Genomic DNA, 25,891 nt, shown 5'->3' with positions numbered 1-25,891 from the left:
GAACGAAGAAGATGCATATATGGATAGTGATGAAAAATGAAAAACCTAACTATAATAGCAGTTCTTTGCTCTAGCATTCTTTTAACTGGTTGCAGCAATACGTCTTCCAAAAATGCCGAAGTCAAAGAGCAACCAACAGAAAAAAGCAATTCAAATGCAACACCTAAACCCAAAGAAGAAACATCACCAGAAGTCAAAAAAGCAAACTACTACTCTTATCTCGATGAAGTGGATCGTTCCAACATACAATCATCAACAGTAGAGTCTTTTCTAATGTACGATAATACCAACCCAAAAAGTCTTCAAGAAAATACAAACACTATTTTCTTAGCACGAGTAATCTCTATAGATAAAGCGGATGTAGATGCTAATCTTTCTGAAACCGACAGCAACAGCATTTTACCTGACACTTACGGAAAGCTAGAAGTATTGAAAAATATCGAAGGAACAACAGATAAAGAAGTATCATTTATCAGATCAGGCGGTATTATCAAGGAAAAAGACCGTTTTAAAAATGCTGAAAAAGAAGAAGTGGACAAACACAATCGTTTGAGAGCTGAATCAGGACGTCCGCCTATTACTCAGAGTGAGGATTAGGTGGAAGTGAGAGAAGATGGTGACATTGAACTTCAAGCAGGTGAGGTATACTTGTTTTTTGCTACGTATAGTGAAGAAAGAGGAGCATACATTCTAGAAGGCTATCAGTATGGTGCTTTGCTACTAGAAGATGAGGAACAACCAATTTCAAGAACACGTTCAACCCCAAATGAAATTGGAAAAACATGGAAAATCAAGAATGTTTCTACAGGTGAGGAACAAGATCTTGGCGATTATTTAAAAAACGAGTGAGGAATTGAAACGCAAAAAAACTAGTCTAAAAAGCCTAAGTATAATCAAAATAAAGTAAAAAGCTTCAAGATTTTTTATTATAAATCTTGAGGCTTTTTTGTTCATTTTCGTATAATAGTGTGGATAATAACCAGAAGTAGCACTGGAACTACAACATTAAATACATATATTTTATAACTCGTTGAAATGAAGAGTATGATCATATTTGCTAATAGAATAACTCCTAACAAAAATAGAATAAACCATGTAAAAACGCTATGTGTATTTAGAAAAAAAGAGCTTTGTATCAAATTAAACAGAAGAATCATTACGATAACAATATTTATGCAAAGAGCTAAGTACTTTATAAGCTTTTCATTGTGAGAGCTTTCTTTTTTTTCAGAACTTTCTTCAGATAACAAAAACGATAAATGGATATTATAGAAATCACAAATTTTATTTAACGTTTGAACGTCTGGGATCGTTTTCCCATTTTCCCATTTTGAAATAGTTTGTCTTGTCACAAATAGCTGTTTCGCCAAATCTTCTTGTGTGTAGTTATTCTTCGTTCTTAATGTTTTTAGTTTGTAACCTAAAGAATCCATAATTCCTCCCTATGTAAATATAAATATGCACAATTGTATTTTAACACAATTCACATTTAAAATTAATAATGGTTTATTAATGCTGTAAAAAATGAAGTGCTGAAAAGGCGGTATATAGGCATGGAACCGTGAGTTTCCATGATGGAAACTTAAGCGTACAGGCTTTTTTTCGTCATGTAGCTTGATAAGTTCTTTATAAAAATGACTAAATGATAGTAAGCTAAGTTTGTACCAGTTATTCTTCTAGAAAGGTTGCATATATATGATTAAAAAAATAAATTTTTGTTTATCAACGATCATTTTTCTGTTATTGCTATTTTCTGCTAATAGCCTACTAAAAGGATTAGATATAAAAAAGGCACTTTATGATAATACGAAGGAACTGCATATTGTTTATGAGCCCGGAACCAATTATAAACAGCTTGTTCATGATCTTTACGAGACTTCTCTTAAAGATGATGTGACAATTTCACAGTACAATTTTACTGCGAAAAATACATTAAGCATTCTCTCAACCAATCCGAAGATAAATCCATTCTTTCACTTGAGATCGGGCGTATTTCCTACTAATTCAGAAGATTCTTATGTGGCGAACTATTCTGATGGAAATCGAAAAAATATAGGGAGTATCAATTTACCTAGTGATTACTTAAAAATCAAACTTTATTCATTTGAATACGTGAAAAATATTGGACTAGGAAATGTTTTCTACATTCAAGGGAAAGGAAGCCATAAAAAGCTTATTGATGTATTCAAAAAATACGGAACTATCAAGATAGCTAACCCAGTTATGTCAGATACATTTACAGTCAATATCTACCAAAATCTGATTACGTTGTATTTGATTGTATTTTTCTTTGTTTCTATCATTTCATTAGCATTTTCACAAAGGAAAATGATTTCTTTGAAAAAAATCTTGGGCTATTCTATTCGACAAATTGTATTCCAATCCATTAAGTCAACTTTTTCTATAGTATACGGACTGCTACTAGCTTTAACTCTATATGTTATTTTATCTAGGGATATAACTCTCAACCTAGTATGGTCATTATTACTTTGCTTATGTATTTACTTGTTATCGTTAATAGTTTATAGTTCGATCGTAGTATTTTTGTATCAGTTTACAAATGTAAAGAATAATATAAAGGGAGCTGCGCCAAGTAAATTATTAACAATAATCCTTGGAGGAGCGTTGTGTATCACATTATTTCTATTTCTTGGGAAATCACAAGAAATAAAGCAGGAGTTCAAACATTATAATAAGATAAAGCAATCAACGCAATTGTGGGCAAAAACTGAAAATCTATATAAGACAAATATAACAAATCAACTAGATAGAGGGGACCCATTAGAAGAAACAACCTATTTGAAAAATGCTCAATTATTTTATGAAAAGATTTCAAAAAAACATAAAACATTTATAATAGCTCCATATAACTATACTGTTTTAAATGACTCAAAAGGAAAACCCATGATCATTGGACAAGATAGAATACCTGATCAAGAGGAATATATTACTTCGCCAGGAGGGGCGGATATCACCATTGACACAAATTATTTAAAGGTTAACCCCATAAAATTTATTAACCCATCTGAAATGGAACAAATGAATGCAGATGCTAATACACGGTCATTGTTAGTGCCTCAAAAATACCAAAAATATGAAGCCGAAATCAAGCAAAACTATTTATCAGATCTGAAGTTCAGGCTAACGGAAGATCCTCCAAATGGATTGATTTCATTAGACAAAGTAAAAATTCAAGTACTGTATGTTGAAAATCAACAAAAGTATTTCACTTATAACTCATTTTATGGAACCCAAGCGGACGAAAATAAAATTGAAGATCCTATAGCTGTAGTCGTAAACCCCAAATTAATGGATGGACTCTTTTGGGGGAATATTTTGACGATGAATGGCGGTCTGTTCATTGATTTTGATAGTACATCGAAAAAAGAGCCTTTTGACCTGATTAAACAAGATGTGAAAGACTCAGGTCTCAATGGTATTTTGAATTTTACGTTATCAGTTTTTAAAGAACGAGGAGAAGAAACGGCAAGAAATGAAGCGAATGTCTTTAACCTAAGTATCCAATATAGTATCTTGATTATTTTGATTATCACGTTGAATGTTCAAATTATGTATATCTTATTCAAGTTGAATGCAAAAAAACGATTGGTAAAAGAAATATTGGGGTATTCAGTATTTAATCAAATGACAGATATTGTGTTGATTCCAATACTCATAGAGTTGATTACTTTAGTTCTCTTTAATGCTTTACATTCTCAAACTTCGGTTGTAGTAATACCGCTTGTCATCATTATATTATTGAACAGCTTCATTTATGGATGCATCTATTTGAATAGTAAGTCTATTACTTTGAAAGGAGATTTTTATGATATTTGAAGCAAATAATTTATCGATTGAAATCAATAAGAAGAAAATTGTCACCAATTTTGACTTATCAGTAAAAGCAGGAGATTTTGTTTTAATAACTGGTAAGAGTGGTACAGGAAAAACGACGCTCATTAATAATTTGAGCTTATTGGAGAAGGGCTATAAAGGAAGTTTAAACTATGAACAATTTGAAAATACGACAAAAAACTGCCAAAGAATTAGAAAAAATGTAATCAGCTATATGTTTCAAAACTATGGGTTACTAGAAAATATGACGGTTTTAGAAAATCTTAAACTGGCTATTAAATACAATAAATCCTTTAAAAAAAATGATCTGACGATTCTTTTAGAAAAATTTTCATTGCCAGAATCTATTTTAACGAAAAAAGTATTTCTATTAAGTGGAGGAGAACAGCAAAGAATAGCTCTGATTCGTTCATTACTGAAGCCGTTTGAGATTATTTTTGCTGATGAACCAACAGGGAATTTAGATGAGGAAAATGCTGCCTTTATAATCGAGTATTTTCACTATTTAGTAACAGAAAAAGGGAAAGCAGTTGTATTAGTTACGCATGATAAACAGTTGTTGAAGTATGCTTCTTTAGTTATAGATTTAGACCTTGAACAGACTCATTAGATATAGGGAATAGCCAAAAAAGAGTATGAACAACACGTAAGCCTTCTGAGCAGTGACGTTCATACTTTTTTTACTTTTCTCATAATAAAGTAATTTTTACCAAAAAGAAATGCAAATTTCCCAAACTTTCGCTATAATAAAAGAAAATAACCAAAACAGGAAGTGTAACCATGAAAAAAGCAGACCGACAACGGTTGATCAAGCAACTGATCACAGAAAATGAAATAGAAACCCAAGACGACCTGATTGCACTTCTTGAACAATCTGGTGTCAAAGCAACCCAAGCCACTGTTTCAAGAGATGTTCGTGAGATGAGCATCGTGAAAACCCACGGCTCAGATGGTCGAGTGAAGTATGCTTTATTCTCTCAACAACAAGCATCCAGCAGTGAGGAAAAACTAAAAGAATCCGTGAAAGACTCAGTGATTCGCATGGAACGTGTTCAATTTATGGTAATCGTCCATACAGATATGGGCGCAGCAGATGTGGTAACAAATTTTTTAGATGAAGTCAGCTATGAAGAAATTGCAGGAACTGTCGCAGGAGTGGATACAATCATTATTATTGCTCGTTCAGAAGATGACGCAATAGCTGTTGTTGAACGTTTTGAAGCGATGATAGATTAAAACAAAACCAATCAAAAAATGAAGGGAGATTTGGTTACATGGAATTGAAAGCGTTACAAAACGGGTCGGACATAAGAGGAATAGCAGTAGAGCATGAGGAAAAAACAGCGAACTTAACACCAGCGCAAGTCGGGAAAATTGCAGTAGGAATGGTTCATTGGCTTCGTGATGAGAAAAACTTAGCTGAAAAACATCAATCGGTAAAATTAACAATCGGTATCGGTCATGATAGTCGTATTTCAGCAGATAGCTTGAAACAAGCATTAATCGACAGTTTCGTTGAGCAAAATGTTGAAGTGTTAGATTTTGGTTTGGCCACAACGCCAGCCATGTTTATGACCACGCAATTTCCGCAATATGATTGTGATGCAGCGATTATGATTACAGCGAGTCATTTGCCTTATTATTTTAATGGATTGAAGTTATTCACGAAATCTGGCGGAGCAGAAAAAGCGGATATTACCTATATTTTAGAACACGCAGACGAACCTACACTTGTAGCAAAAGGTTCAGTAACCAAAACCTCGATTTTAGATGATTATTCCGCTGATTTAACGGAGAAAATTCGTAAAGGCATGAAAACAACAGAAGCAAAACCTTTATCTGGTTTTCATATTATAGTAGATGCTGGGAATGGAGCCGGCGGTTTCTTTGCGGAAAAAGTCCTAGCGAAACTTGGCGCGGATATCACAGGTTCACAATTCTTAGAACCTGACGGCATGTTCCCTAATCATATTCCAAATCCAGATAATAAAGAAGCGATGAACAGCATTCAACAAGCTGTGTTAAAAAACAAAGCTGATTTAGGGGTGATTTTTGATACAGATGTGGACCGCTCAGCAGTGGTGGATGCATCAGGTGAAGTCATCAACCGAAATAACTTGATCGCTGTCTTAGCGACGATCGTTTTAGCTGAATATTCAGGCAGCAATATTGTGACAAACTCACCAACTTCAAGCCATTTGAAAGCGTTTATCGAATCCATTGGCGGCAAACAAGTGCGTTATATTTCTGGTTACCGCAATGTAATCAATAAAATGATCGAACTCAACGATGAAGGAATCGATACACAATTAGCAATCGAAACAAGCGGACACGCAGCTTTTAAAGAAAACTATTATTTAGATGATGGTGCCTACGTTATTGCTAAAATCCTGATGCTGCTGCCTAAATTAAAAAAAGAAGGCTCTACATTGGGTGAATTGATTAGTTCATTAAAACAACCAGCAGAAACTCAAGAATTACGGTTTGAAATTTTAGACAGTCACGTTCGTGATTATGGTGAACAAGTGATTCGAGATTTAAGTGGTTTTGTTACAAGTCAACGAGGGATGAAAATCGATCCTGAAAATCATGAAGGAATTCGAGTAAATGTTTCTGATGACTATGGCAGTGGCTGGTTTTTACTACGCATGAGTTTGCATGAACCATTGTTAGTGTTGCAAGTAGAGAATGATCAAACTGGAATGAATCAAAAGGTTTTAGAAGAATTAGCAGGTTTCTTTGAAGGATATAAACAGTTGGATTTGACGAAATTAAATGAAGTATTGAGTGAATAATAAAAGCTAGGAAAGAACAAAACGTTCTCTCCTAGCTTCTTTAACTTACCATAAACCAGGTTCAGCAATTGCCACAATCGATTCTCTAGTAAATGGATGCGTCAGATGTAGCTCATAAGCATGAAGCATCAAGCGCCCGATAGGCTTTGGATGATACAAAGGATCACCAATGATTGGATGTCCAATGCTTTTTAAATGGACGCGAATCTGATGTGTCCGACCCGTTTCCAACACACAGTAAACGGTTGTTTGATTTGATTTTTTCACATAAGAGTCAACGTCAACATGAGTCACAGCCATATCTCCACGACGCTCATCAACCACACGTTTTCGGCGGTCATGTCGATCACGCCCAATTTTTTTCCGAATGATCAAAGACTCTTTTAGATGCCCTGAAACAACCGCTTGATAGCGCCGATAGATTTGTTTACTTTCCAGTAAGCGTCCTAAAATCGGCAACACAAAAGGATTTTTAGCAAATAAAATTGCACCACTTGTTTCTTTATCTAACCGATGAACAACATATGGTATTTGGTTTTTAGGCGCTAAGTAAGCGGCTAAATGGTTAAGTAGGGTATCATTTTCATCTGGTTGATTAGGGTGAGTTTTCATCCCAATCGGTTTATTTAAAATAATCACATGTTCATCTTCAAATAATACATTAACGTTAGACTCGTTCCCTAAAAGAATTGTAGGTGTTGGATAATCTTCTGGTTCAAACTGTAAAGTAATAACATCGCCACTTTTTACAAAAAAATGGAATAAAGCTGGCTCTCCATTGATTGAAACATTTTTTCGAGTGCGTAAAAAGTGTCGTACTTTGCGAGGAACAAGCCATTCTTGTTCAAGTAATTCTCGAACAGTTTGCTTTTTAAAATTTTTAGGTAACTGGATGGATAATTCCATTTGTTTTCCACCTTTTCAATAATGTTCTCTCTTAGTTTAACAAAAGGAAGGATAAGTTCAAGTGGTTGGGTAGAATTAAGTTGGATGTAAGGATGAAGTTACGTTTTTTAGAGGGGCTAGCAGAGGGAAACCACGTTCCTAATAGTTAATTTGTACTGTCTATTGTCTAGTTGAATTTTTTCGCAATTCATAGAAATTTAGAAGTAAGGAAAGTTTCCTCACTTTGTTTTTTTAGCGTTATCCAATGTTTTTTAGTCGTAGGTGATTGGTGATTCACAAGTAAGGAGACTTCTCTCTCAGCAGTCGCCAAGTAGTGTTCATCATCTGTTCTGGCGTAGACAATCACAGTGATACACAACAAAATACCCGTCCTTTGGGGAAGGACGGGAAAGGAGTTAAAAATGAAAAAGTGTTTTGTTAGGGTTGTTTGTTGGTATACATATATAATACAAACTAAATGTGAATTTTTTGTGTATTAAATTATCCAAAATTGTAAATTTTTTCTAAAGAAGTATTTAAGTTTTACACAAACGTCCAATTACTAATTCTCTTTCATCGTATTGATCAAGCGTTTTGTCCAATTAAAGTCTGTTTTTGTGATTGTATCATTACCAAATTGTTTGCCATCCCGATCGATCGCATAGACAAACATACCGCCTTTTTGTCCGTCTTTTGGATTCCATTTTGCATAAGCATAAGCACGGCTTGTTTCATAAGGTTCTACAGTATCATTCCAACGATTATGATCCAGTTCTTCTGGGAAAGAGATGCCAGGGAGAAACTGTTGCGGAGTAACTGAAGTTTTGTACGTATTCCATGTAGTATCTAAGGAACTAGCTGAGCGACCGTAAGCCTGGATAAATAGATAGTCAACGTAAGTAGCGACTTTTTTGAATAAGGAATGGTTATCTGCATTTGTATCATAAATCAACAATTTTCCAGTATTAGAATTAGGACCTAATTTTTTAGATAATGCTTTGAACGTACCAACAGCCATTTCTTCTTGCTTAGCAGTCAAACTAGATTCCATGTCAATATCCAGCCCGTCTAAATTCCATGGTGTTAGATAAGTGTCAATTAATTGTTGCGCGTATTTTTCATATTCAGCAGTTGTTGGAGTAGTGCCTACATGTGGGACATTCCAAACCTCTCTGATATCAATCGTCCGAATCACGCGAGTTCCTCTAGCATGCAATGTCGGAACATAAGTGTTTTTCAACGTATCCCAAAACTTCTGTTGATTGGTTCCTGGATTGACATAATGAAAAACAGAAACAATATCTACACCTTCAGGAATATCTGTCATGGCAGTAACGTTTTGATCAGGCAGTGTTGAATTTGCATCATGAGGCATGGTAACATCTCGCCAAGTGCGATAATAAGCCATCATGATTGGATCTTTCGAATTTGTTTGCGTAGCATCTGATTGACTAGGCAGTAAACTAAAACTTAGTAAAAAGAAAATCGGAATAAGTAAAAATGTTAGCTTTTTAGACATAAAAATTCTCCTCTGCTATTTTTTGTAAAACGGTTACATTTCAAAAGAAGTGTAGCATAAAGAAATCTATAATAAAAGTTAGAAATGTTTGGACTTGAGATCTAGGTAGAAGTTTCATATCATGTAGCCGTACTTGAAAATTTTCTCAGAATAAAAAAGAGACCCACTCTTTGGGGAAGAGTGGGAAAAGGAGTTAAAAAATGAAAAAGTGTTTTGTTAGGGTTGTTTGTTGGTATACTTATATAATAAAGGCAAGATATGAATTTTTTATGATCAAATTTATGTTAAAATAGCACTTTTTTTCAATGAAAGTAAGAATTTATACTTTAAATAGTTGTTGTTATAGATGAAACCAGCGATTTCTTGACAGATTCTTAAGCTTTTCTACATAAAAACAAAAGAAAAGCATGATAAAATAGGCAAAACATAATTTATGTGTACTATTCATGCTAAAGCCGTATGAATAGTAGTAGGTAACTGTGTTAAAATAGCTTAGAAACTTTTATATAAAGAGGGAGTACTATGGACTTTAAAACAATTATGGGAAAAATAAAAGCTGGATTTAAAAGCTTTTGGACTTGGATCAAACCATATCTTATTCGGTTTCATCATTGGAGAAAGCGAATTTGGAAAAAATATCAAATCAACAAAATAATTTTACTTTTAGGTCTAGTTGTTGTTTTAGTAACTAGTATTTATCTATTCACATTAGCTAAATCAGCGAATGTCGGCGCTCTGAAAAAAGGGCTGGAAGAATCCACTGTTATTTATGATAAAAATGGAGATGAAGCAGGAAAGCTGTTTGGGCAAAAAGGAACAGTTGTCACTATTGATCAAATTTCTCCTTATGTGAAAGATGCCTTGATCTCAACGGAGGATCGAAACTTTGAGACGCATCATGGTTATGACATCAAAGGTTTACTTCGTGCTGTTGTCGGAAAATTGAGTTTTGGAAAAATTGGCGGCGGTGGTGGCGGTAGTACGATCACTCAGCAACTAGCCAAAAACGCGTATCTGACACAAGAGCAAACCATGACTCGAAAAGCAAGAGAGTTATTTTTAGCGATCGAGATCGAGAAAAAATATGACAAACAACAGATTCTAGAAATGTATCTCAATAATTCATATTTTGGTAACGGAGTTTGGGGAATCGAAGACGCATCACATAAATATTTTGCTGTTAGTGCAAGTGAACTTTCAGTCGGGCAAGCAGCAACTTTAGTTGGAATGTTGAAAGGCCCAGGTATTTATAACCCGATAGACTATGTTGAAAATGCAGTGAATCGCCGTAATACAGTTTTGCAGTTGATGGTAGACAATGGCAAATTATCTCAAGGAGAAGCCGATGCGCAAGCGGGTGTAGATATGGGGAGCATGTTGGCCGATAATTACTCTGACCAAAATTCAGATTACAGATATCCATACTACTTTGATGCGGTCATCGATGAAGCGGTCAATAAATATGGCTTAAAAGAAGAAGATTTACTGAATAAAGGTTATAAAATCTATACAGCATTAGATCAGAACTATCAAAAATCGATGGAGCAAACCTACGCCAATGATGCTTTATTCCCGCCAAATGCCGAAGATGGGGCAATGGTTCAAAGTGGCTCCGTTGCACTTGATCCAAAAACAGGTGGTGTGCAAGGTGTTGTTGGAGGGCGAGGGGAACACGTTTATCGCGGCTTTAACTTTGCCACACAAACGAAACGTTCACCAGGATCATCATTAAAACCAATTTCGGTTTATACGCCTGCTTTAGAATCTGGGATGAAAGCAAGCAGTATTTTAGAAGATAAGCCACAAGATTATTATCCAGCCGAAAACTACAGCCGCACAAATGCAGGTGAAGTACCAATGTATCAGGCACTAGGCGAAAGTTTGAACTTACCAGCAGTTTGGACATTGCATAAAATTGGGTTGGACAAAGGCTTTGAGAAAACGCAAAAATTCGGGATTCCTTTAGCAAAAGAAGATAAGTATTATGGTTTGGCTTTAGGTGGCTTGAAAACAGGGGTGTCACCGTTGACTATGGCCAATGCCTATAGCCCGTTTGCTACAGGAGGTTCTCAATCAGAAGCACATTTGATCAACAAAATCGTTGATTCAACGGGTGCTGTGATTGAAGACAATACAAATGCTAAGAGCAAACAAATCATTACCAAAGATGTAGCTGATCAAATGACTAGCATGCTTTTAGGTGTTTTCAGCTCAGGTACAGGGGTTAACGCAGATCCAGCCGGCTATGTTATGGCTGGAAAAACTGGAACAACTGAAACGAACTTTGATACTGATAAGACCAATGACCAATGGGTTGTCGGCTATACACCAGACGTTGTTATTGCAACATGGCTTGGTTTTGAACAAACAAGTGAAAGTCATTATTTACAAGGAAGCAGTGCTACACATGCCTCAACCGTTTTTAGCAGTCAAGCTCAAGGAATCATGGCCAATACGGCTCAAACGCCATTTACAGTAGCTGATGCGTATGCAACGGGCGGTGAAATGATGGCAGCAGGTCAAACACCTTCTGAAACGAATGATGCTTGGAAAGATAGCGTGAAGGACATCGGTGGACAAGTTAAAGAAGGGGCCAAAGATATCGGCGAACAAGTTAAAGAAGGCGCTAAAGATATCGGAGGCAAAATTAAAGACGGTTGGGACAACACCAAAAATGGTCTAAAAGATTTCTTTGGTGGTTTGACTGGAGAATAATCGGTTTGAAAACGAATCAAAGAATGGTACAATCAAAGAGAAGAATCTATAGAAACGAGGGAGATTGAATGAGTAATATTTATGATACAGCCAATCAAGTAGAACGCGAAATCCGCGAATTAGCAGAATTTAAAGCATTAGAGCAAGCATATGAGGATGTAAAAGCGGACGAAGAAGCATACAAATTATTCAAAGAATTCCAAGCGTTCCAACAAGGATTACAAGAAAAACAAATGCGTGGTGAAGAATTCTCAGAAGAAGACGCAGAAAAAGCACAAGCGTTAGCAACTGAAGTTCAAAAAGCGCAAGTGATCAACCAATTGATGGAGAAAGAACAAGCATTTAGTTTGATCGTGAATGACTTAAACCGCATTATTATGACTCCAATCCGCGATTTATATAACGATTAATAAGAAATAAAACAACGAACGATAGCACTCAGATATAAAGCGTATTTTAGATTATAGAGACTTGAACGAGACTAAACAAAGTTTTGTTCAGGTCTTTTTTTATGCTCAAGTAATCAAAGTCCTTTTCCAAATCTAGCAACAATAGCGTGTTTAAAACTATCGAACAGGTAACGAATAAAAGGAAGTGAGTAATTCATTTACTCTCTTAAAGAGAAATAAATAAGACTTTTCTTTCATAAAAAAAACACCCGAAATCTTAAAAAATATCCCAATTCCCTCTATTTTAATGATATAGTAATACTAAATGAAAACATGATTGGGGAACAAAAAGTATGATTGGTATTTATGATTACACAGTAATACTGACTTATGGAAATGCTATTTTTTCTATTGTTGGTATGTATCTAGCACTTACACAGCACGTTGTTGAGGCTATTTTTTGTTTAGTTCTTTCTGGTATTTGTGATATGTTTGATGGTTTTGTTGCAAATCTTAAAGAACGTACTAAAAGTGAGATGAACTACGGCATTCAGATCGATTCACTAGCTGATTTGATCAGTTTTGGCGTTTTTCCAACAGTTTTAGGCTATGCATCAGGTTTGACACAAGGAATTTATTTGCCATTATTTGTTTTTTATATTTTAGCTGCATTAATCCGTTTAGCGCATTATAATGTGACGGAAATGGAAAGAAAAGAACAATCTAGCGGTTGCAGAGAATATTATGAAGGCTTGCCAGTTACGAGCAGTGCGGCGTTGATACCGTTGTTATTCTTTATTGCAGGACGTTTGCATATCGCAATTTCCCTCGTTTATCCAGCAGCATTATTGATTATTGGATTCCTGTTTATTTCAAAAGTGAAAATCAAAAAAATCGATCCGCGAAAATTGATTTTTGGTGCTTTTTTAGGCGCAGTTTTAGCCTTTATTATTCGTTAAATCAAAAGGGGTAAAGACATGGACAAACGTTTCAAAACAAGTGCTATCATTGAAAATGATAGTTACTCATTACGTTTTTTATATAAAAATCCACTGGGGCGTTTTCTTTTAAAAATCATGATTCAACCACCGCTTACAAAAGTTGCCGGTGCTTATTTGAATAGCTTTTTTTCAAAGGGAATGATCAACACCTTTATTAAAAAAAATGAGTTACAAATGGCAGACTATCTACCTACAAAGTATACGTCGTTCAATCATTTTTTTATGCGAGAAATCAAGCCCGAAAAACGCCCAGTACCACAGGAAGAAACGGACTTAGCGGCTCCTTGTGATGGCAAGGTGACTGTATATTCGATAGATAAACAGAGTACATTCAAAGTGAAACATTCTGAATATAATCTTATAGAGTTATTGGATAGTACAGATCTTACGAATGAATGGCAAGGTGGCTGTGCTGTTATTTTTCGTTTAACACCAGATGATTATCATCATTATTATTTTATAGATGAAGGGAACATTACCGGGCATCAGAAAATAGCTGGTATTTTTCATACGGTCCAACCAATAGCGACGCACACAGAACCCGTATTTTCAAGAAATTCAAGAGAAGTGACAGTCATTGAGACGAAGCATTTTGGGAAAATCGCCCAAATCGAAGTTGGAGCTTTGATGGTAGGTAAAATCAAGAATGTAAAAAATTCAGGAAGTTGTCAGCGTTTTGAGAAAAAAGGCTGGTTTGAATTCGGTGGCTCAACGGTTATCTTGTTATTTCAAAAAAATCAAGTGAAGATCGATCCAGAAATATGGGCGAACACTGAAAATAATTTTGAAACAATCGTAAAATTTGGTCAAGTAGTTGGTCAGAAACGTGGAGGAACGCTATGAAAAAATTGGCGTTTTTGATTATTGCGCTGTTATTTTTGTTAGGAAATATTTATATCGGCAGAAAACTTCTCTTAATACTAGAACACTTTTATTTTTTTAACCACCCATTTATTTTATGGGGAGTTATCAGCTTGTTTTCTATTACATCGATTGCGACGCTTTTATTGTTTGATATGAATGTTGGTGGAGTGGTCGGTAAAATGGGTAGTTATTGGTTATCTTTTTGGTTCGTTTCCTTAGTTATTTTTGGATTAACTGAATTGATTCTCAAAGTTACCAGAAAAATTACAACTATTCAGTCAAACAACGAGCTCGTTGTTTGGATCACTGCTGCGGTTTTGATTGTTATTTTGGTTTGCTATGGTTCATGGCATGCGCAGCAAATCAAAACGATGAATTATCAAGTAACGATTGATCGCCCTGGAAATGACAGACAGAAAAAGTTAAAAGCTGTACTGATCAGTGATGTGCATCTAGGTTATGTTAATGATGTGAAAAAACTGGAAAAAATCGTAACGAAAATCAATCAAATGAATCCAGCTATTATTTTTATTTCTGGTGATCTATTTGATGGGAATTTTAAAGCATTGCAAGATACAGAGGGAATGAAAAAGCAATTTAGACGACTTTCTTCGACTTACGGAACGTACATGTGTTGGGGAAATCATGACGCTGGTGAAACCTTTGATCAAATGAAAGAACTTGTTGAATCATCGAATATTACTTTACTAGAAGATGAAATGACCGTTGTTGGTGAAGAAATTTTAGTTGTTGGTAGAAAAGACAGTCGTCCAATCGGTTCACAAGCTGGTGATCGGAAAAGCATTCAAGAACAATTTGAAAAAGTAGGCAACCAACTTCCAAAAATTATTTTAGATCATCAACCTTCAAATATTGATGAATACAAGCATTCGAATGAATTGATTCTTTCTGGACATACACATCAAGGACAAATTTTTCCGTTTAGTTTAGTGACAAAAGCGTATTTTACTGTAGATTATGGTTATTATCGTAAAGATAAAAACAGCCCTCAAGTAATTGTTTCCTCAGGGGTTGGAACGTGGGGACCACCGATGCGGATCGGAACGCAAAGTGAAATCGTCCAAATTGATATTACAATAAAATAAAGCATTATACAGAGGTTAGAGTGCACTCTTTGAGTGGGATTTCTATCTCTGTATTTTTATATCACTAAAAAAATGAAAAACGAACAAATTTTCGTATGTTTTTACTGACCGATTCTTAATAAAATGATATGATTAAGGAAATGCATGAGGACGGATAGGAGGATCTAATGAAAGTATTGCACACGGCAGATTTACATCTGGATCGGTCTTTTGAAGGCCTAAAAAACATTCCAAAACAACTTGCTGAAAAGCTACAGCAAGCCAATCAAGAAGTAATTACAGCAATTGTTGATATAGCAATAAAAAATCTGGTAGACGTAGTTATATTTGCCGGAGATACTTTTCACCAAAGTCGGACATCGATTCGAACGCAGGCGTATTTTATCGACGAGATGAAACGCTTAGAGCAGGCAAAGATTCCTGTGTTTATAACATTTGGTAATCATGATTATTATGCAGCTGAGCGGTACTGGTTTGATTTTCCAAAAAATATGTTTCTTTTTCAGAAAGAACAAGTGGAGACACATTATTTTATGACGAAAAATCAAGAAAAAGTAGCAGTCTCAGGATTTAGCTATGAACATCCCTGGATCAATACGAATAAGCTTTCTACATTTCCATTAAAAGATCAATCGGCGGATCTTCATATCGGTATTTATCATGGAGATACGACTAATAATGGACAACAGAATTATGCGCCGTTTTCATTTAGCGAGATGAAAACAAAAGGCTATGATTACTGGGCATTGGGCCATATCCACCAGCCACAAGTAGTAAGTGCAGATCCCTTGATTGTCTATCCAGGAACGCCGCAAGGACACACAAAAAAAGAACGAACAGTCCAAGGGGTAGCAATTGTTTCAGTAGAATCAGGACATGCAACAGTTCGTTTCGAGCCTGTAGCCCAAATTGCATGGCAAGTGGAGAAATATTCATTGCGTCAAGCTGGAAGTTTGCAAGAAGCATTGAGTCTCCTTACAGAACTGCTCATGAAGGGCGTAAAAGACCAAAGACAGGTTATTTTAAAAGAAATTCAGTTAACAGATACAGAACAATTAGGGGAAGAATTTCGAATATCCTATGAAAATGGCGAGCTGCTTTATTATCTTCAAACCACGTTACTGCAGCAAAGTAATCAATCCCTCTTTTTATTTCAAGTTAAAGTAGTGTCAGAAGATCTTGATAAAAAAGTCGTGATCGCTGCAACGCCAGAGTTATTAAAGCAATTAGAACTAAATTATATACAGCCAGAGATTTTTTCCAACACACTGCAAGAACTAGTTCAAAATCCGTTATTTTCTTCTGTTGTAAAGATAAATGAAGAGTGGCGTGAACGCAGTGTGGAGCACGCTGATCAAAAGATCAAGGAAGATTTTGTTATTCAGGAGGATCAGTCATGAAACTCATTGCGATAGAACTTGTTGGATTTGGTAAATGGCAGCAACAAAAGATTGAGTTTCTACCAAAGAACCAATTGTTGTTTGGACCAAATGAGATTGGAAAATCAACGATTTATCAGTTTATCCAAGCCATGCTTTTTGGATTTCCTGCAAAAGGCAAGCGAAAAAAAGATTATCAACCAAAAAATGGCGCAGCTTATGGTGGACGTTTGTGGTTTACGCATCCGATTTATGGAGAAGTGCAAGTTGAACGTTTCAAAGGGCAAAATAAAGGCCAAGCGAAAGTTTATTTCAATGACCAAATCGGTGATGAGGCGCTGTTGGAAAAGATGATCCATCCGCTGACTAAAGAGTTATTTCAGTCTGTCTTTACCTTTCAACAAGAACAACTTAGTCAACTAGAAAAATTAACTGAAGAAGAACTGCAGACATCTTTGCTCTCTTTAGGACTTTCTGGAAGTCAGCAGTTATTATTGAGCAGAGAAGAGTATTTTAAGGCCGCTCAGATGATCTACAAGGGCAAAGGCAGTCAACCACCATTAAATCAAAAGCTGAATGCCTATCAAAGTCTACAACAACGCATTAACGAAAAAGAACAGCAGGAGTATCCATATCAGCAGTTAGTGACGGAATTAGCAACTACAAAACGTCTGATCGAAGAAAAGCATCAAACGGCTCAAGAAATAAAGCAGCAATTAGTTCTAGTAGAAAAGCAAGTGATGAATTTACCTTTGTATGAAGAGTTACAAGCAATCGATCAAACAAAATCAATTACGGTATTAAGTGGGCAAGACCAAGAAACCTTACTTTCAATTTATCAACAGTATCGCTTTTTGAGTGAAGAATTGACTCGGTTAAATCAAAACATTGCTGCACAAAGTGAGACAGCAGATCAAATACAAGACTATCAGTTTTATTTAGAAGAAGAAGAGCATATTCAACAAATACTCAATCAGCGGTATGCTATTGATAAATTGCTTTCTGAAATCGATTGGATGACACAATCTTTACAGCAAAATCAGCAAGAAATGCTTTTGCTAGAAAAACAATGGGGTTGGAACTCAGAGCAACCGCCGCAATTATCTTTTGAAGAAGACGTTGTCAATGAGATGAGAGCAGAGATCGTTGGGCGAACAGTCAAGTTACAAAACACTCAGACTGATTTACAGCTACTGGAAGAAGAAATTGCGACTCGTGAAGAGAATCTAAGCACTTTTGAAACAATCAATAAAGAGATGTTCAGGAAAAATCACCAACAAAAGAACAAATCGATCAATCCTCTTTTTTGTGGATTTGCAGTGATTATTTTGCTTCTTAGTTTCTTTTTACCAGCACCGATCCGCTATGTTACATGGCTTTTAAGTATAGGCAGCTTGATTGCTGGCGTATTACCGCTTTTTTATCAACCAAAAGATACCTATGAAAATGAAAAACGGCAATGGCAGGAAAAGTTATCTCAATTGGATTATTTGAACGATCAATTACTTAATTTAAAGGCTGAAATCAAAAAAATCAAAGCAGAAGAAAGTGAAATGGCAGGTTTCATTGCTCAAAAGGTCAAAGAAAATCATTTAGGACGAATGGATCAAGTTGAGTTTTGGCTGACTCATCGCACAGATATTACACGTTACTTGATTTTGATCAATACCAATCAAGAACTAGAGCATCAGTTGCATGAAGATCACAGACAGGTTGCTGCATTAGCTGAACAGACAGAGCGATATACCGCACGATTACCGATTGCTGGAACTTCTTTAGCAGAGCGAATCCGGGTAATCAGTAACTTTGCCGATAAGATGGAAAAAGTTCGTTTTGCCCAAGAATATCAGGCAGATGCATATACGCGCCAAACAATTCGTGAAGTCAAAGAAAAACAACAGCAGGTGATCGATCAAGCACAACCGATGTTAAGACGTTTCCAAATAGCTTCTATAAATGAGATCCCAAACAAGGTTAAAGGCTATCAAGAAGCTACCGCAAATCATAAACGCAAACAAGAGTTGCAGACGATGCTGACTGGTTTGTATCCTGAGTCTAGCGATCCAAATCAATTGCCAGAAAAACAGTTAGAATTATCACAAGCAGCTAAAGAGATAGCAGATGATATTCAGCAGTTACAAAAAAAAGAACAAAAAATTCTTTATCAATGTCAGCAAATGTTATCAGATGGAACTTTAGATGAACTTTATCAAGAGCAGGCTATGTTAAAAGCTGAGATCGAGGAACTTGCGCTAGATTGGTCAGGTCATCAATTGGCTGGTCAGTTGTTGATGGATCTTTTAACAGAGCTATCAGAGCAGCAATTGCCTAATTTATTGAAAAAAGCGACAGATTATTTTCAGCTTTTGACGAAAAAAGCCTATCGTGCCATTCAATTACAAGAAGAACAGTTAATTGTGATTCGTGAGGATCAGCAACGGTTTATGTTGCATGAGCTTTCTACTGGAACAAGAGATCAAGTGATCATGGCTGTCCGTTTTGCTTTTCTCTATTTACAAGAACAACGCAGCTTATGTCCAATCATGATCGATGATGGCTGGCTGCATTACGATAGTCAAAGAAAAGAGCAGTTAGCGCAATTATTTGCTGTATTTTCCGAACATCAGCAAGTCATTTGTTTTTCTTCAGACAAAGAAATGGTAAGCTATTATAAAGAATTAAAACAACCGATTATAGAATTAGAAGGAGCATAAGTATGAAAAAAATCCGTGAACTAACCGTAGATGAAACCTTTGAACTATACCTTTTGATCAAGAATGCTGATGTGCGTATGGCAAAAAATGGCAAAAAGTTTATCGCCTTTACTTTCCAAGATACATCAGGCACGATCGACGGGAAATACTGGGATGCTTCAGAGGAAGAAATCAGCCGCTTTACAGCTGGAAATGTGATTCTTTTAAATGGGAAAAGAGAAGTGTATCAAGGTAATCCTCAAGTGAAAATCATCCATATGCGTGTTGCACGTCCGGATGAACCTAGTGAACCTGCTTTATATATGGAACGAGCACCGTTAAAACGAGAAGATATGGTTGAAGAAATCAATCAAACGGTTTTTGAAATCACGAATGCTCATTGGCAACGAATCGTTCGTTATTTATTAACACAATATCAAAAAGAATTTTTTGATTATCCAGCAGCGAAACGGAATCATCATGCGTTTGCAAATGGTTTAGCTTATCATACGGTTTCTATGCTTCGTTTAGGTAAAGCGATTTGCAAGGAATACAACGAATTAAATGCTGCTCTGTTATATTCTGGGATTATTTTACATGATTTGGGCAAAGTCAAAGAACTTTCTGGCGCGATGACTACTGAATATACCTTAGCAGGAAATTTGATTGGTCATTTAGTACTTGTGGATGAAGAAATCACAAAAGCATGTATTGCCTTAAAAATCGATGAAAATGATGAAGATGTGATCGTGTTACGCCACATGGTTTTAGCTCATCATGGCTTATTAGAATATGGTTCACCAGTTCGACCACGTATTATGGAAGCAGAAGTATTGCACCAAATCGATAATATCGATGCATCGATCCAAATGATGTTAGGTTCAGTCCGTCAAACAGATCCAGGACAGTATACGGATAGAATCTTTGGCTTAGACAATCGAAGTTTTTATGTACCGAAAGATATTTGAGTAAAAATCAGGAGAAAAAAATGAATCAATCAGCGATAGATTTGTGGTCACAATTTAAAAATGAATATTCAATTACACACGATCATTATGAAGCTTGGGCGTTTGGCAATTCAGCAAGGATGGTAGATGAACTATTAGCTCATGTTCTTAAGAGAGAAAAGACGGGGACCTCTTCACTACATCTTTTATATAAACTAGGTTTAGAAGATGAGCAAATACCGGAAGTTGGAAGCTATAGTGTGCTTTTAGATGGAGCTGATCAAGCACAGGCGATTATCTGTACGAAAGTGGTAGATATACTTCCCTATTCTCAAATCTCAGATGTTCATGCTTATCTTGAAGGAGAAGGTGACCGTACCTTAAGTTATTGGCGGCGTGTTCATCAACCATTTTTCGAGCAAGCGTTAGAAGAGTATGGACTAACTTTTTCTGAAGATATGTTGATTGTTTATGAAGTATTTGAATTGGTTTTCCAAAAATAGCACAAAAAAAGAGATGACATTCATCTCTTTTTTTGTTGTGCTTATTTAGAAGACTCTTCAGTCTTGCTTGATGATTCTTCTGTTTTACTTGAAGAATCTTTAGATTTTTTAGAGTCACTTGATTTAGAATCTTTTTCTTCTTTCTTAGAAGAATCACTTGATTTAGCTGAATCTTTTGTTTCAACTAAGCCAGCTAATACATCTTTGAAGGCGTCATCTTTGATTTTTACGTTTGCTTCAGTTAAAACTTCAGATGTTACTTTTTGGACGAATTCTTGATCTTGTAGTTTATTTGTTTCAGCAATTTTTTTCAATTCTTTTTTGTAAGGAGCCATGTCGTTGCCTTTGTCCTTGTTTTTTACCATTTTTACGATAGTGAATGTTGATTGGTAACCAGTAGCATCAGTTGCTTGGATAGGTTCAGAAATTTCGCTATCTTTTAATTTAAAGGCAGCTGTTTTAACAGCCTCAGCAACAGTTTCTGTTTGAGAGTCAAATTTCAATTTGCCACCGTTTTCTTTTGTTGCAGTATCAGTTGATTTTTCTTTAGCGATTTTTGTAAAGTCGCCGCCGTCAGTCAATTGTTTTTTAATTTCTTTTGCTTCATCTTCAGTAGCAACTTGAATCATTTGTGCTTCTACCTCTGGATGGAATGATTCCCAAGCTGTTTTTAAATCTGCATCCTTAATTTTGATGTGTGATTTGATTCCAGCTTGAACTGCTAAACCTTGTTTAATTTGTTTTTTATAACTTTTCTCTGTAAGGCCAGATTGTTTTAATTGATCAGCAAAGTTCCCACCTTGGTCTTCAATACTTTTCTTCGATTCGTCATATTTAGCTTGAACCTCTTTGTCTGAAACGTCTTTGCCATATTTTTGATCGAATACTTTGTAAATAATCATTGTTTGAACAAGTTGTTGACTTTGTTGACTTGTTTTAGTTTGGTTGTAAAAATCGTCAACTGTAAGTGTTCCGCCTTTCATTGTTGCGATGTCTTGTGAACCGCCTGAACAAGCAGCTAATGCAAAAATACTAAATACGCCTGCGGCAGCTAAGATTAATTTTTTCTTCATTCTTTTAGCACTCCTAAGTTTGTTTTATTTTTTATTATGTAGAAATTAATTCTCACGGTTATAACTATACCACATTATGTTTCATAAAAGAAATAAGCAAAGCATAGTTTCAAGAAATTTTCGAATTTAGGACACAATTTCATCTATAAGTATGGATATTTTAAGAAAATTCGTCTAAATATGTATTTAACTGGCTGTAATTACCAATTATAGATATTAAATTATAGGTGGAATCAGTATTTTTAATAAAAAAATGAAAAATTTCACATCAATTGTTTAAATAAAAATCATCAAGTATGCGATAAAAATAAAATTATCGCATACTTGAAAGTTTTTCTAGTCTGATTCGGGCATTTCAGGTAATTCAGCTTGGATTTTCTCTACTTGTTCTTGGATTTGATCCAATCTAGGCTCCGCTTGAAACTTAAAGTCTTCAAGATCTTGATTGAGACCTTCAATAAATGGTTCAATGTACATATCTGCCGTTGCTTGGAATGCCGCTGCGGATTCTTTGAAGTGATCTAACTTTTCAGTGAAATCCTCTTTTAAATCAGACCATTCATCTAATTCGTCTACAAATTTTTGACGAGTCGCTTTGCCGCTTCTTGGCGCAAAGAGTAGACCACTTGCAGCTCCAACGACTGCGCCAAATAAAATCCCTTTAGAAAATTTTCCCATTATTGTTCCACCTGCTTCGCAATTTTTTTCGCAATTTCTTGCATTTTTTCAGGAGAATAAGCTTCTTGATTATTTCCAAAGTGAATGGAGAAATCATCTGTTTTTCCATAACGAGGAATCAAATGAATATGAGAATGGAAGACAGATTGATAAGCTAATTCTTTATTATTATTGATAATATTCAATCCCTGCATCTCAGGAAAAGCTTTTTCCAAAGCGCGTGCAACTTTAGGAACACGTGCAAAAACTTCGCCAGCTAAAACGGAATCATACTCAAAAATGTCGGTTACATGTTCTTTGGGAACAAGTAATGTATGACCTTTTGTCACTTGAGTGATATCTAAAAAGGCATAAACTTTGTCATCTTCATAAACTTTATAACTTGGAATTTCCTGATTGATGATTTTACAAAAAATACAATCGGACATGGTATCCCTTCTTTCTTTATACTGTTTCTTTTACTTTACCATACCTTGAATTTTATTTGGGAGGAAAAGTTCATGAAACCTTCAAAAAGTTCGTGGTATAATAGATGTACGATAAAATTAGTTGGAGGTACATTAATGAGTTTAGTAATTGAGCACTTAACAGGTGGTTATGGTCATATTCCTGTTTTAAAAGATATTAATTTTGAAGTGAAATCTGGTGAAATGGTTGGCTTGATTGGGTTGAATGGTGCAGGAAAGAGTACCACAATCAAAAACGTGATCGGTTTATTAACACCACAAAAAGGGAAAATCTCCATTGACGGAGAGACATTGAAACAACAACCGGAAAGCTATCGCAAGAAAATTGGCTATATTCCTGAAACGCCGTCATTATATGAAGAGTTGACGTTAAGAGAACATATCGAAATTACAGCAATGGCTTATGATATTCCTATAGAAGAAGCCTTCAAGCGTGCCGATGCATTGTTAAAAACATTTCGTTTAGAAAATAAATTAGATTGGTTCCCTGCTAATTTTTCTAAAGGAATGAAACAAAAAGTCATGGTTTTATGTGCTTTCTTGATTGAACCAAGTTTATATATCATTGATGAACCGTTTTTAGGTTTGGACCCGTTGGCAATTCACGCGTTATTAGAATTAATGGATGAAATGCGTAATCAAGGTGCGGCAATTTTGATGTCGACGCATATTTTAGCAACGGCTGAGCGTTATTGTGATCGTTTTGTCGTCTTGCATGACGGGGAAGTTCGGGCAGTTGGCTCGATGGAAGAGTTGCGTGAAGAATTCAGTTTACCGGGATCTTCCTTAGATGATATTTATATCGCACTAACAAAAGAAGAAAAGGTGGGTTAATATGTCTGGATTCTTTGGCATTCGTTTAGCTCGCCATTTGAAAAAAATGATGAAGTATATGCGCTATGTATTTAATGACCATTTTATTTTGGTTTGTGTCTTTTTATTAGGAGGACTAGGTTTTTATTATTCCCAAGTATTAAAGACGTTGCCAGTCAATTTTGTTTGGGGTCGACCGATTATTTTAGTTTTTTGGCTAGCTTTGCTGCAAATTGGCCGTATTGCTACATTAGCGCAAGAGGCGGATAAAGTTTTTATTCTACCGAAAGAACCTGAGATGAATGTGTATTTAAACCGGGCCATTCGTTATTCTTTTTGGTTACCGTTAGTGGCACTATTCTTGATGGGCGGTATGTCGATGCCATTAGTTGTTGTTTCGACTGGCTGGGCCTTTTCAACATTTTTCTATTTTATTGTCATGCTTGGAATTTTAAAAGCAAGCCATCTGCGCTTACAGAAATATGAATTATATCAAATCTCTTCAAGTGAACGTCTTCTATGGTTTACTTTGTGGTTGATTACTAGTTTGGTAGCGATTGGTCTTAGTTTATATGTTTTACCGTGGGTAGGGTTACTTGCAGCGCTTGTACAGGCGATTTTATTCTATGTGGTATTGAAGAAAAAAGAGCAGGCTGTATCGTTAGATTGGGAATTGATGGTTCAAAAAGAAAAAAATCGGATGCATCGTATTTATCAATTTATTCATCTATTTACAGATGTACCAGAAATCTCCAGTAGTGTGAAACGTAGAAAAATTCTTGATCCTTTATTAAGTAAAATCAAAAAAGAAAATCAAAATACCTATTTGTATCTTTACGCTCGTAGCTTTTTAAGAGGTTCTGAGTATAGTGGTTTATTTCTTCGTTTGGTCTTAGTTGGGGGCATCATTTTATTTTTCTTAAAAGAATTTTGGATCTCAATGGGCGTATCCGTTTTATTTGTTTATTTGATTGGATTTCAGTTGATTCCGATTTATACGCAGTTTGATTATATGGTGATGACCCATTTATATCCAGTACCGGATGGACAAAAGAAACAGGCAGTAAGTAAGCTTGTGACGGTTTTATTACTTGTGGCAGCAGCTCTGTTCAGTATCTTTGTTTTAATTGCGTTACCTGATCTTAAAGAAGGATTAATGGTTGTAGCTGCGTTGATTGTTGAAGTTATGTTGTTTGCTAAGTTTTATGTTCCATATCGTTTGAAGAAAATGGAGGCTTAATGATGCATATTTTATGGAATGATCAAATTGTTGAACGTGAAGAAGTAAAAATCGATATCGAAGATCGCGGTTATCAATATGGGGACGGTCTCTATGAAGTAATTCGTGTGTATAATGGCTATTTGTATATGATGGAAGAACATTTGAATCGCTTATGGAACGGTGCTGAAAAAATCAGAATGCACATGCCGTTTACAAAAGAAGAATTGGCTGCTAATTTAAAAAAATTAGTTGAAATAGAAGGAATCAAAGAAGGAAAGCTTTATTTTCAAGTAACACGGGGGATCGATTCGCCAAGAAATCATGCTTTACCTGATCCAGAAAAAGTTACAGGCGTTTTAACGGCTAATATTAGGCCGTATGAACGACCTATAGCGAAAATGGAAGCAGGAATAAGCGTAGCGATTGTTCCTGATACACGGTGGTTGCATTGCGATATCAAATCATTGAGTTTAATGGGTAATATATTGTCGTTAGACGAAGCTCGCCGTAAAGGTTTTGATGATGCGGTGCTTATACGTGACGGAAAAGTAACAGAAGCTTCAGCAGCGAACTTTTGGGTAGTGAAAGACGGAACACTTTATACACATCCAGATGGAAACTTGATTTTACCAGGAATTACAAAAATGAAAATTCTACAAATAGCTAAAGAATTGAATATTCCAGTAAAAGAAGAAGCTGTTTCTGAAGAAGAGTTATTTGCTGCTGATGAATGTTTTGTTTCAGGTTCGTTGACCGAAATCGTGCCGGTTGTAAAAGTGAATGATCATATTATAGGGACAGGAAAACCTGGGAAAGTTACGGAACAGCTGTTAAATGCGTACATTGCTAGCGTTGATGGAACCTGCGGAACAGCTGTAAAATAAAATTGATGTGAAAAGAACAAGAGAGATGCTTGACGAAGTTCGTTACGGAAGCTAAAATGATACTTACTGTAAATAATTAGTTTTCTGGCTTCACAGGCTAGTC

23 protein-coding genes and 1 pseudogene are annotated in these 25,891 nt (G+C 35.6%); 18 read left to right on the top strand and 6 right to left on the bottom strand.

Annotated features, from left to right (window positions below):
* Positions 1–36: 36 nt before the first annotated feature.
* Complete coding sequence (locus JZO69_RS16705) at positions 37–597, top strand: hypothetical protein (RefSeq protein WP_242586904.1); 561 nt, start codon at positions 37–39, stop codon at positions 595–597.
* Positions 598–849 carry a hypothetical protein gene (locus JZO69_RS16700; protein ID WP_242586902.1) on the top strand — a complete coding sequence of 84 codons (252 nt, stop codon included), beginning with the start codon at positions 598–600 and terminating at the stop codon, positions 847–849.
* A gap of 101 nt (positions 850–950) precedes the next feature.
* Here the strand turns inward: JZO69_RS16700 and JZO69_RS15595 are convergent, their stop codons facing one another.
* Positions 951–1,433, bottom strand: coding sequence for a helix-turn-helix domain-containing protein (locus tag JZO69_RS15595; RefSeq protein ID WP_207113746.1), 483 nt, complete (start codon positions 1,431–1,433; stop codon positions 951–953).
* Positions 1,434–1,695: 262 nt separating this feature from the next.
* Here JZO69_RS15595 and JZO69_RS15590 point away from each other — a divergent pair, with 262 nt between their 5' ends.
* The 4 genes from JZO69_RS15590 to JZO69_RS15575 all read left to right on the top strand — a co-directional run bounded on the left by JZO69_RS15590 (position 1,696) and on the right by JZO69_RS15575 (position 6,650).
* Positions 1,696–3,837 (top strand): hypothetical protein, encoded by a 2,142-nt coding sequence (locus JZO69_RS15590; protein ID WP_207113745.1) that lies wholly within the window; start codon positions 1,696–1,698, stop codon positions 3,835–3,837.
* Positions 3,827–4,465 (top strand): ATP-binding cassette domain-containing protein, encoded by a 639-nt coding sequence (locus JZO69_RS15585; RefSeq protein WP_207113744.1) that lies wholly within the window; start codon positions 3,827–3,829, stop codon positions 4,463–4,465. Before JZO69_RS15590 ends, JZO69_RS15585 begins: the two co-directional genes overlap by 11 nt.
* 170 nt (positions 4,466–4,635) lie before the next feature.
* Positions 4,636–5,091 (top strand): arginine repressor, encoded by a 456-nt coding sequence (gene argR / locus JZO69_RS15580; protein WP_207113743.1) that lies wholly within the window; start codon positions 4,636–4,638, stop codon positions 5,089–5,091.
* A gap of 38 nt (positions 5,092–5,129) precedes the next feature.
* On the top strand, positions 5,130–6,650 hold the full coding sequence (locus tag JZO69_RS15575) for a phosphohexomutase domain-containing protein (protein ID WP_207113742.1): 1,521 nt from the start codon (positions 5,130–5,132) through the stop codon (positions 6,648–6,650).
* Positions 6,651–6,695: 45 nt separating this feature from the next.
* On the opposite strand, the gene JZO69_RS15570 is transcribed toward JZO69_RS15575, so the two are convergent.
* The gene (locus JZO69_RS15570; protein ID WP_207113741.1) at positions 6,696–7,556 is read right to left on the bottom strand and encodes an RluA family pseudouridine synthase; all 861 of its coding nucleotides are present in this window, start codon (positions 7,554–7,556) and stop codon (positions 6,696–6,698) included.
* A 541-nt stretch (positions 7,557–8,097) separates the two neighbouring features.
* Complete coding sequence (locus tag JZO69_RS15565; RefSeq protein ID WP_207113740.1) at positions 8,098–9,054, bottom strand: endo-beta-N-acetylglucosaminidase; 957 nt, start codon at positions 9,052–9,054, stop codon at positions 8,098–8,100.
* A 522-nt stretch (positions 9,055–9,576) separates the two neighbouring features.
* Between JZO69_RS15565 and JZO69_RS15560 the strand changes: the two genes are divergently transcribed.
* The 9 genes from JZO69_RS15560 (at position 9,577) to JZO69_RS15520 (ending at position 20,651) form a co-directional block, all read left to right on the top strand.
* Entirely contained in the window at positions 9,577–11,769 is a 2,193-nt protein-coding gene (locus JZO69_RS15560) for a PBP1A family penicillin-binding protein (protein WP_207113739.1), read from the top strand.
* Positions 11,770–11,837: 68 nt separating this feature from the next.
* The gene (locus JZO69_RS15555) at positions 11,838–12,179 is read left to right on the top strand and encodes a YlbF/YmcA family competence regulator (protein ID WP_207113738.1); all 342 of its coding nucleotides are present in this window, start codon (positions 11,838–11,840) and stop codon (positions 12,177–12,179) included.
* A gap of 332 nt (positions 12,180–12,511) precedes the next feature.
* On the top strand, positions 12,512–13,117 hold the full coding sequence (locus JZO69_RS15550; protein WP_207113737.1) for a CDP-alcohol phosphatidyltransferase family protein: 606 nt from the start codon (positions 12,512–12,514) through the stop codon (positions 13,115–13,117).
* A gap of 18 nt (positions 13,118–13,135) precedes the next feature.
* A complete protein-coding gene (locus tag JZO69_RS15545) occupies positions 13,136–14,002 on the top strand; it encodes a phosphatidylserine decarboxylase (protein ID WP_207113736.1) in 867 nt (288 codons plus the stop codon).
* Positions 13,999–15,129, top strand: coding sequence for a metallophosphoesterase (locus JZO69_RS15540; protein WP_207113735.1), 1,131 nt, complete (start codon positions 13,999–14,001; stop codon positions 15,127–15,129). The genes JZO69_RS15545 and JZO69_RS15540 overlap by 4 nt, the downstream gene beginning before the upstream one ends.
* Before the next feature lie 167 nt (positions 15,130–15,296).
* Positions 15,297–16,529: a metallophosphoesterase family protein gene (locus tag JZO69_RS15535; protein ID WP_207113734.1), complete on the top strand. Its 1,233-nt coding sequence runs from the start codon at positions 15,297–15,299 to the stop codon at positions 16,527–16,529.
* Entirely contained in the window at positions 16,526–19,222 is a 2,697-nt protein-coding gene (locus JZO69_RS15530; protein WP_207113733.1) for an ATP-binding protein, read from the top strand. Before JZO69_RS15535 ends, JZO69_RS15530 begins: the two co-directional genes overlap by 4 nt.
* 2 nt (positions 19,223–19,224) lie before the next feature.
* Positions 19,225–20,169, top strand: a complete 945-nt coding sequence (locus JZO69_RS15525; protein ID WP_207113732.1) for a 3'-5' exoribonuclease YhaM family protein — start codon at positions 19,225–19,227, stop codon at positions 20,167–20,169.
* Positions 20,170–20,189: 20 nt separating this feature from the next.
* Positions 20,190–20,651, top strand: coding sequence for an ASCH domain-containing protein (locus tag JZO69_RS15520; protein WP_207113731.1), 462 nt, complete (start codon positions 20,190–20,192; stop codon positions 20,649–20,651).
* Positions 20,652–20,692: 41 nt separating this feature from the next.
* On the opposite strand, the gene JZO69_RS15515 is transcribed toward JZO69_RS15520, so the two are convergent.
* From JZO69_RS15515 to JZO69_RS15505, 3 genes and pseudogenes are all read right to left on the bottom strand, one after another.
* A complete protein-coding gene (locus tag JZO69_RS15515; protein ID WP_207113730.1) occupies positions 20,693–21,724 on the bottom strand; it encodes a peptidylprolyl isomerase in 1,032 nt (343 codons plus the stop codon).
* 336 nt (positions 21,725–22,060) lie between these two features.
* Entirely contained in the window at positions 22,061–22,402 is a 342-nt protein-coding gene (locus JZO69_RS15510; protein ID WP_242586900.1) for a YtxH domain-containing protein, read from the bottom strand.
* Positions 22,402–22,845 (bottom strand): annotated as a pseudogene (locus JZO69_RS15505) (HIT family protein); the annotation flags it as partial. The gene JZO69_RS15510 and the pseudogene JZO69_RS15505, both read right to left, overlap by 1 nt.
* 120 nt (positions 22,846–22,965) lie before the next feature.
* On the opposite strand from JZO69_RS15505, the gene JZO69_RS15500 reads away from it, so the two are divergent.
* From JZO69_RS15500 to dat, 3 genes are read left to right on the top strand one after another with little or no spacing between them, the layout of a single operon-like run.
* On the top strand, positions 22,966–23,703 hold the full coding sequence (locus JZO69_RS15500) for an ABC transporter ATP-binding protein (protein ID WP_207113728.1): 738 nt from the start codon (positions 22,966–22,968) through the stop codon (positions 23,701–23,703).
* A gap of 1 nt (position 23,704) precedes the next feature.
* A complete protein-coding gene (locus JZO69_RS15495; protein WP_207113727.1) occupies positions 23,705–24,922 on the top strand; it encodes an ABC transporter permease in 1,218 nt (405 codons plus the stop codon).
* 2 nt (positions 24,923–24,924) lie between these two features.
* Complete coding sequence (gene dat / locus JZO69_RS15490) at positions 24,925–25,788, top strand: D-amino-acid transaminase (protein ID WP_207113726.1); 864 nt, start codon at positions 24,925–24,927, stop codon at positions 25,786–25,788.
* Positions 25,789–25,891: the final 103 nt, after the last annotated feature.

This window comes from Candidatus Enterococcus ikei, from assembly GCF_017316105.1.
Lineage (GTDB): Bacteria > Bacillota > Bacilli > Lactobacillales > Enterococcaceae > Enterococcus_L > Enterococcus_L ikei.
Note: the sequence above shows the minus strand (reverse complement) of the source record. Positions and strands in the feature narration are given on the sequence as shown.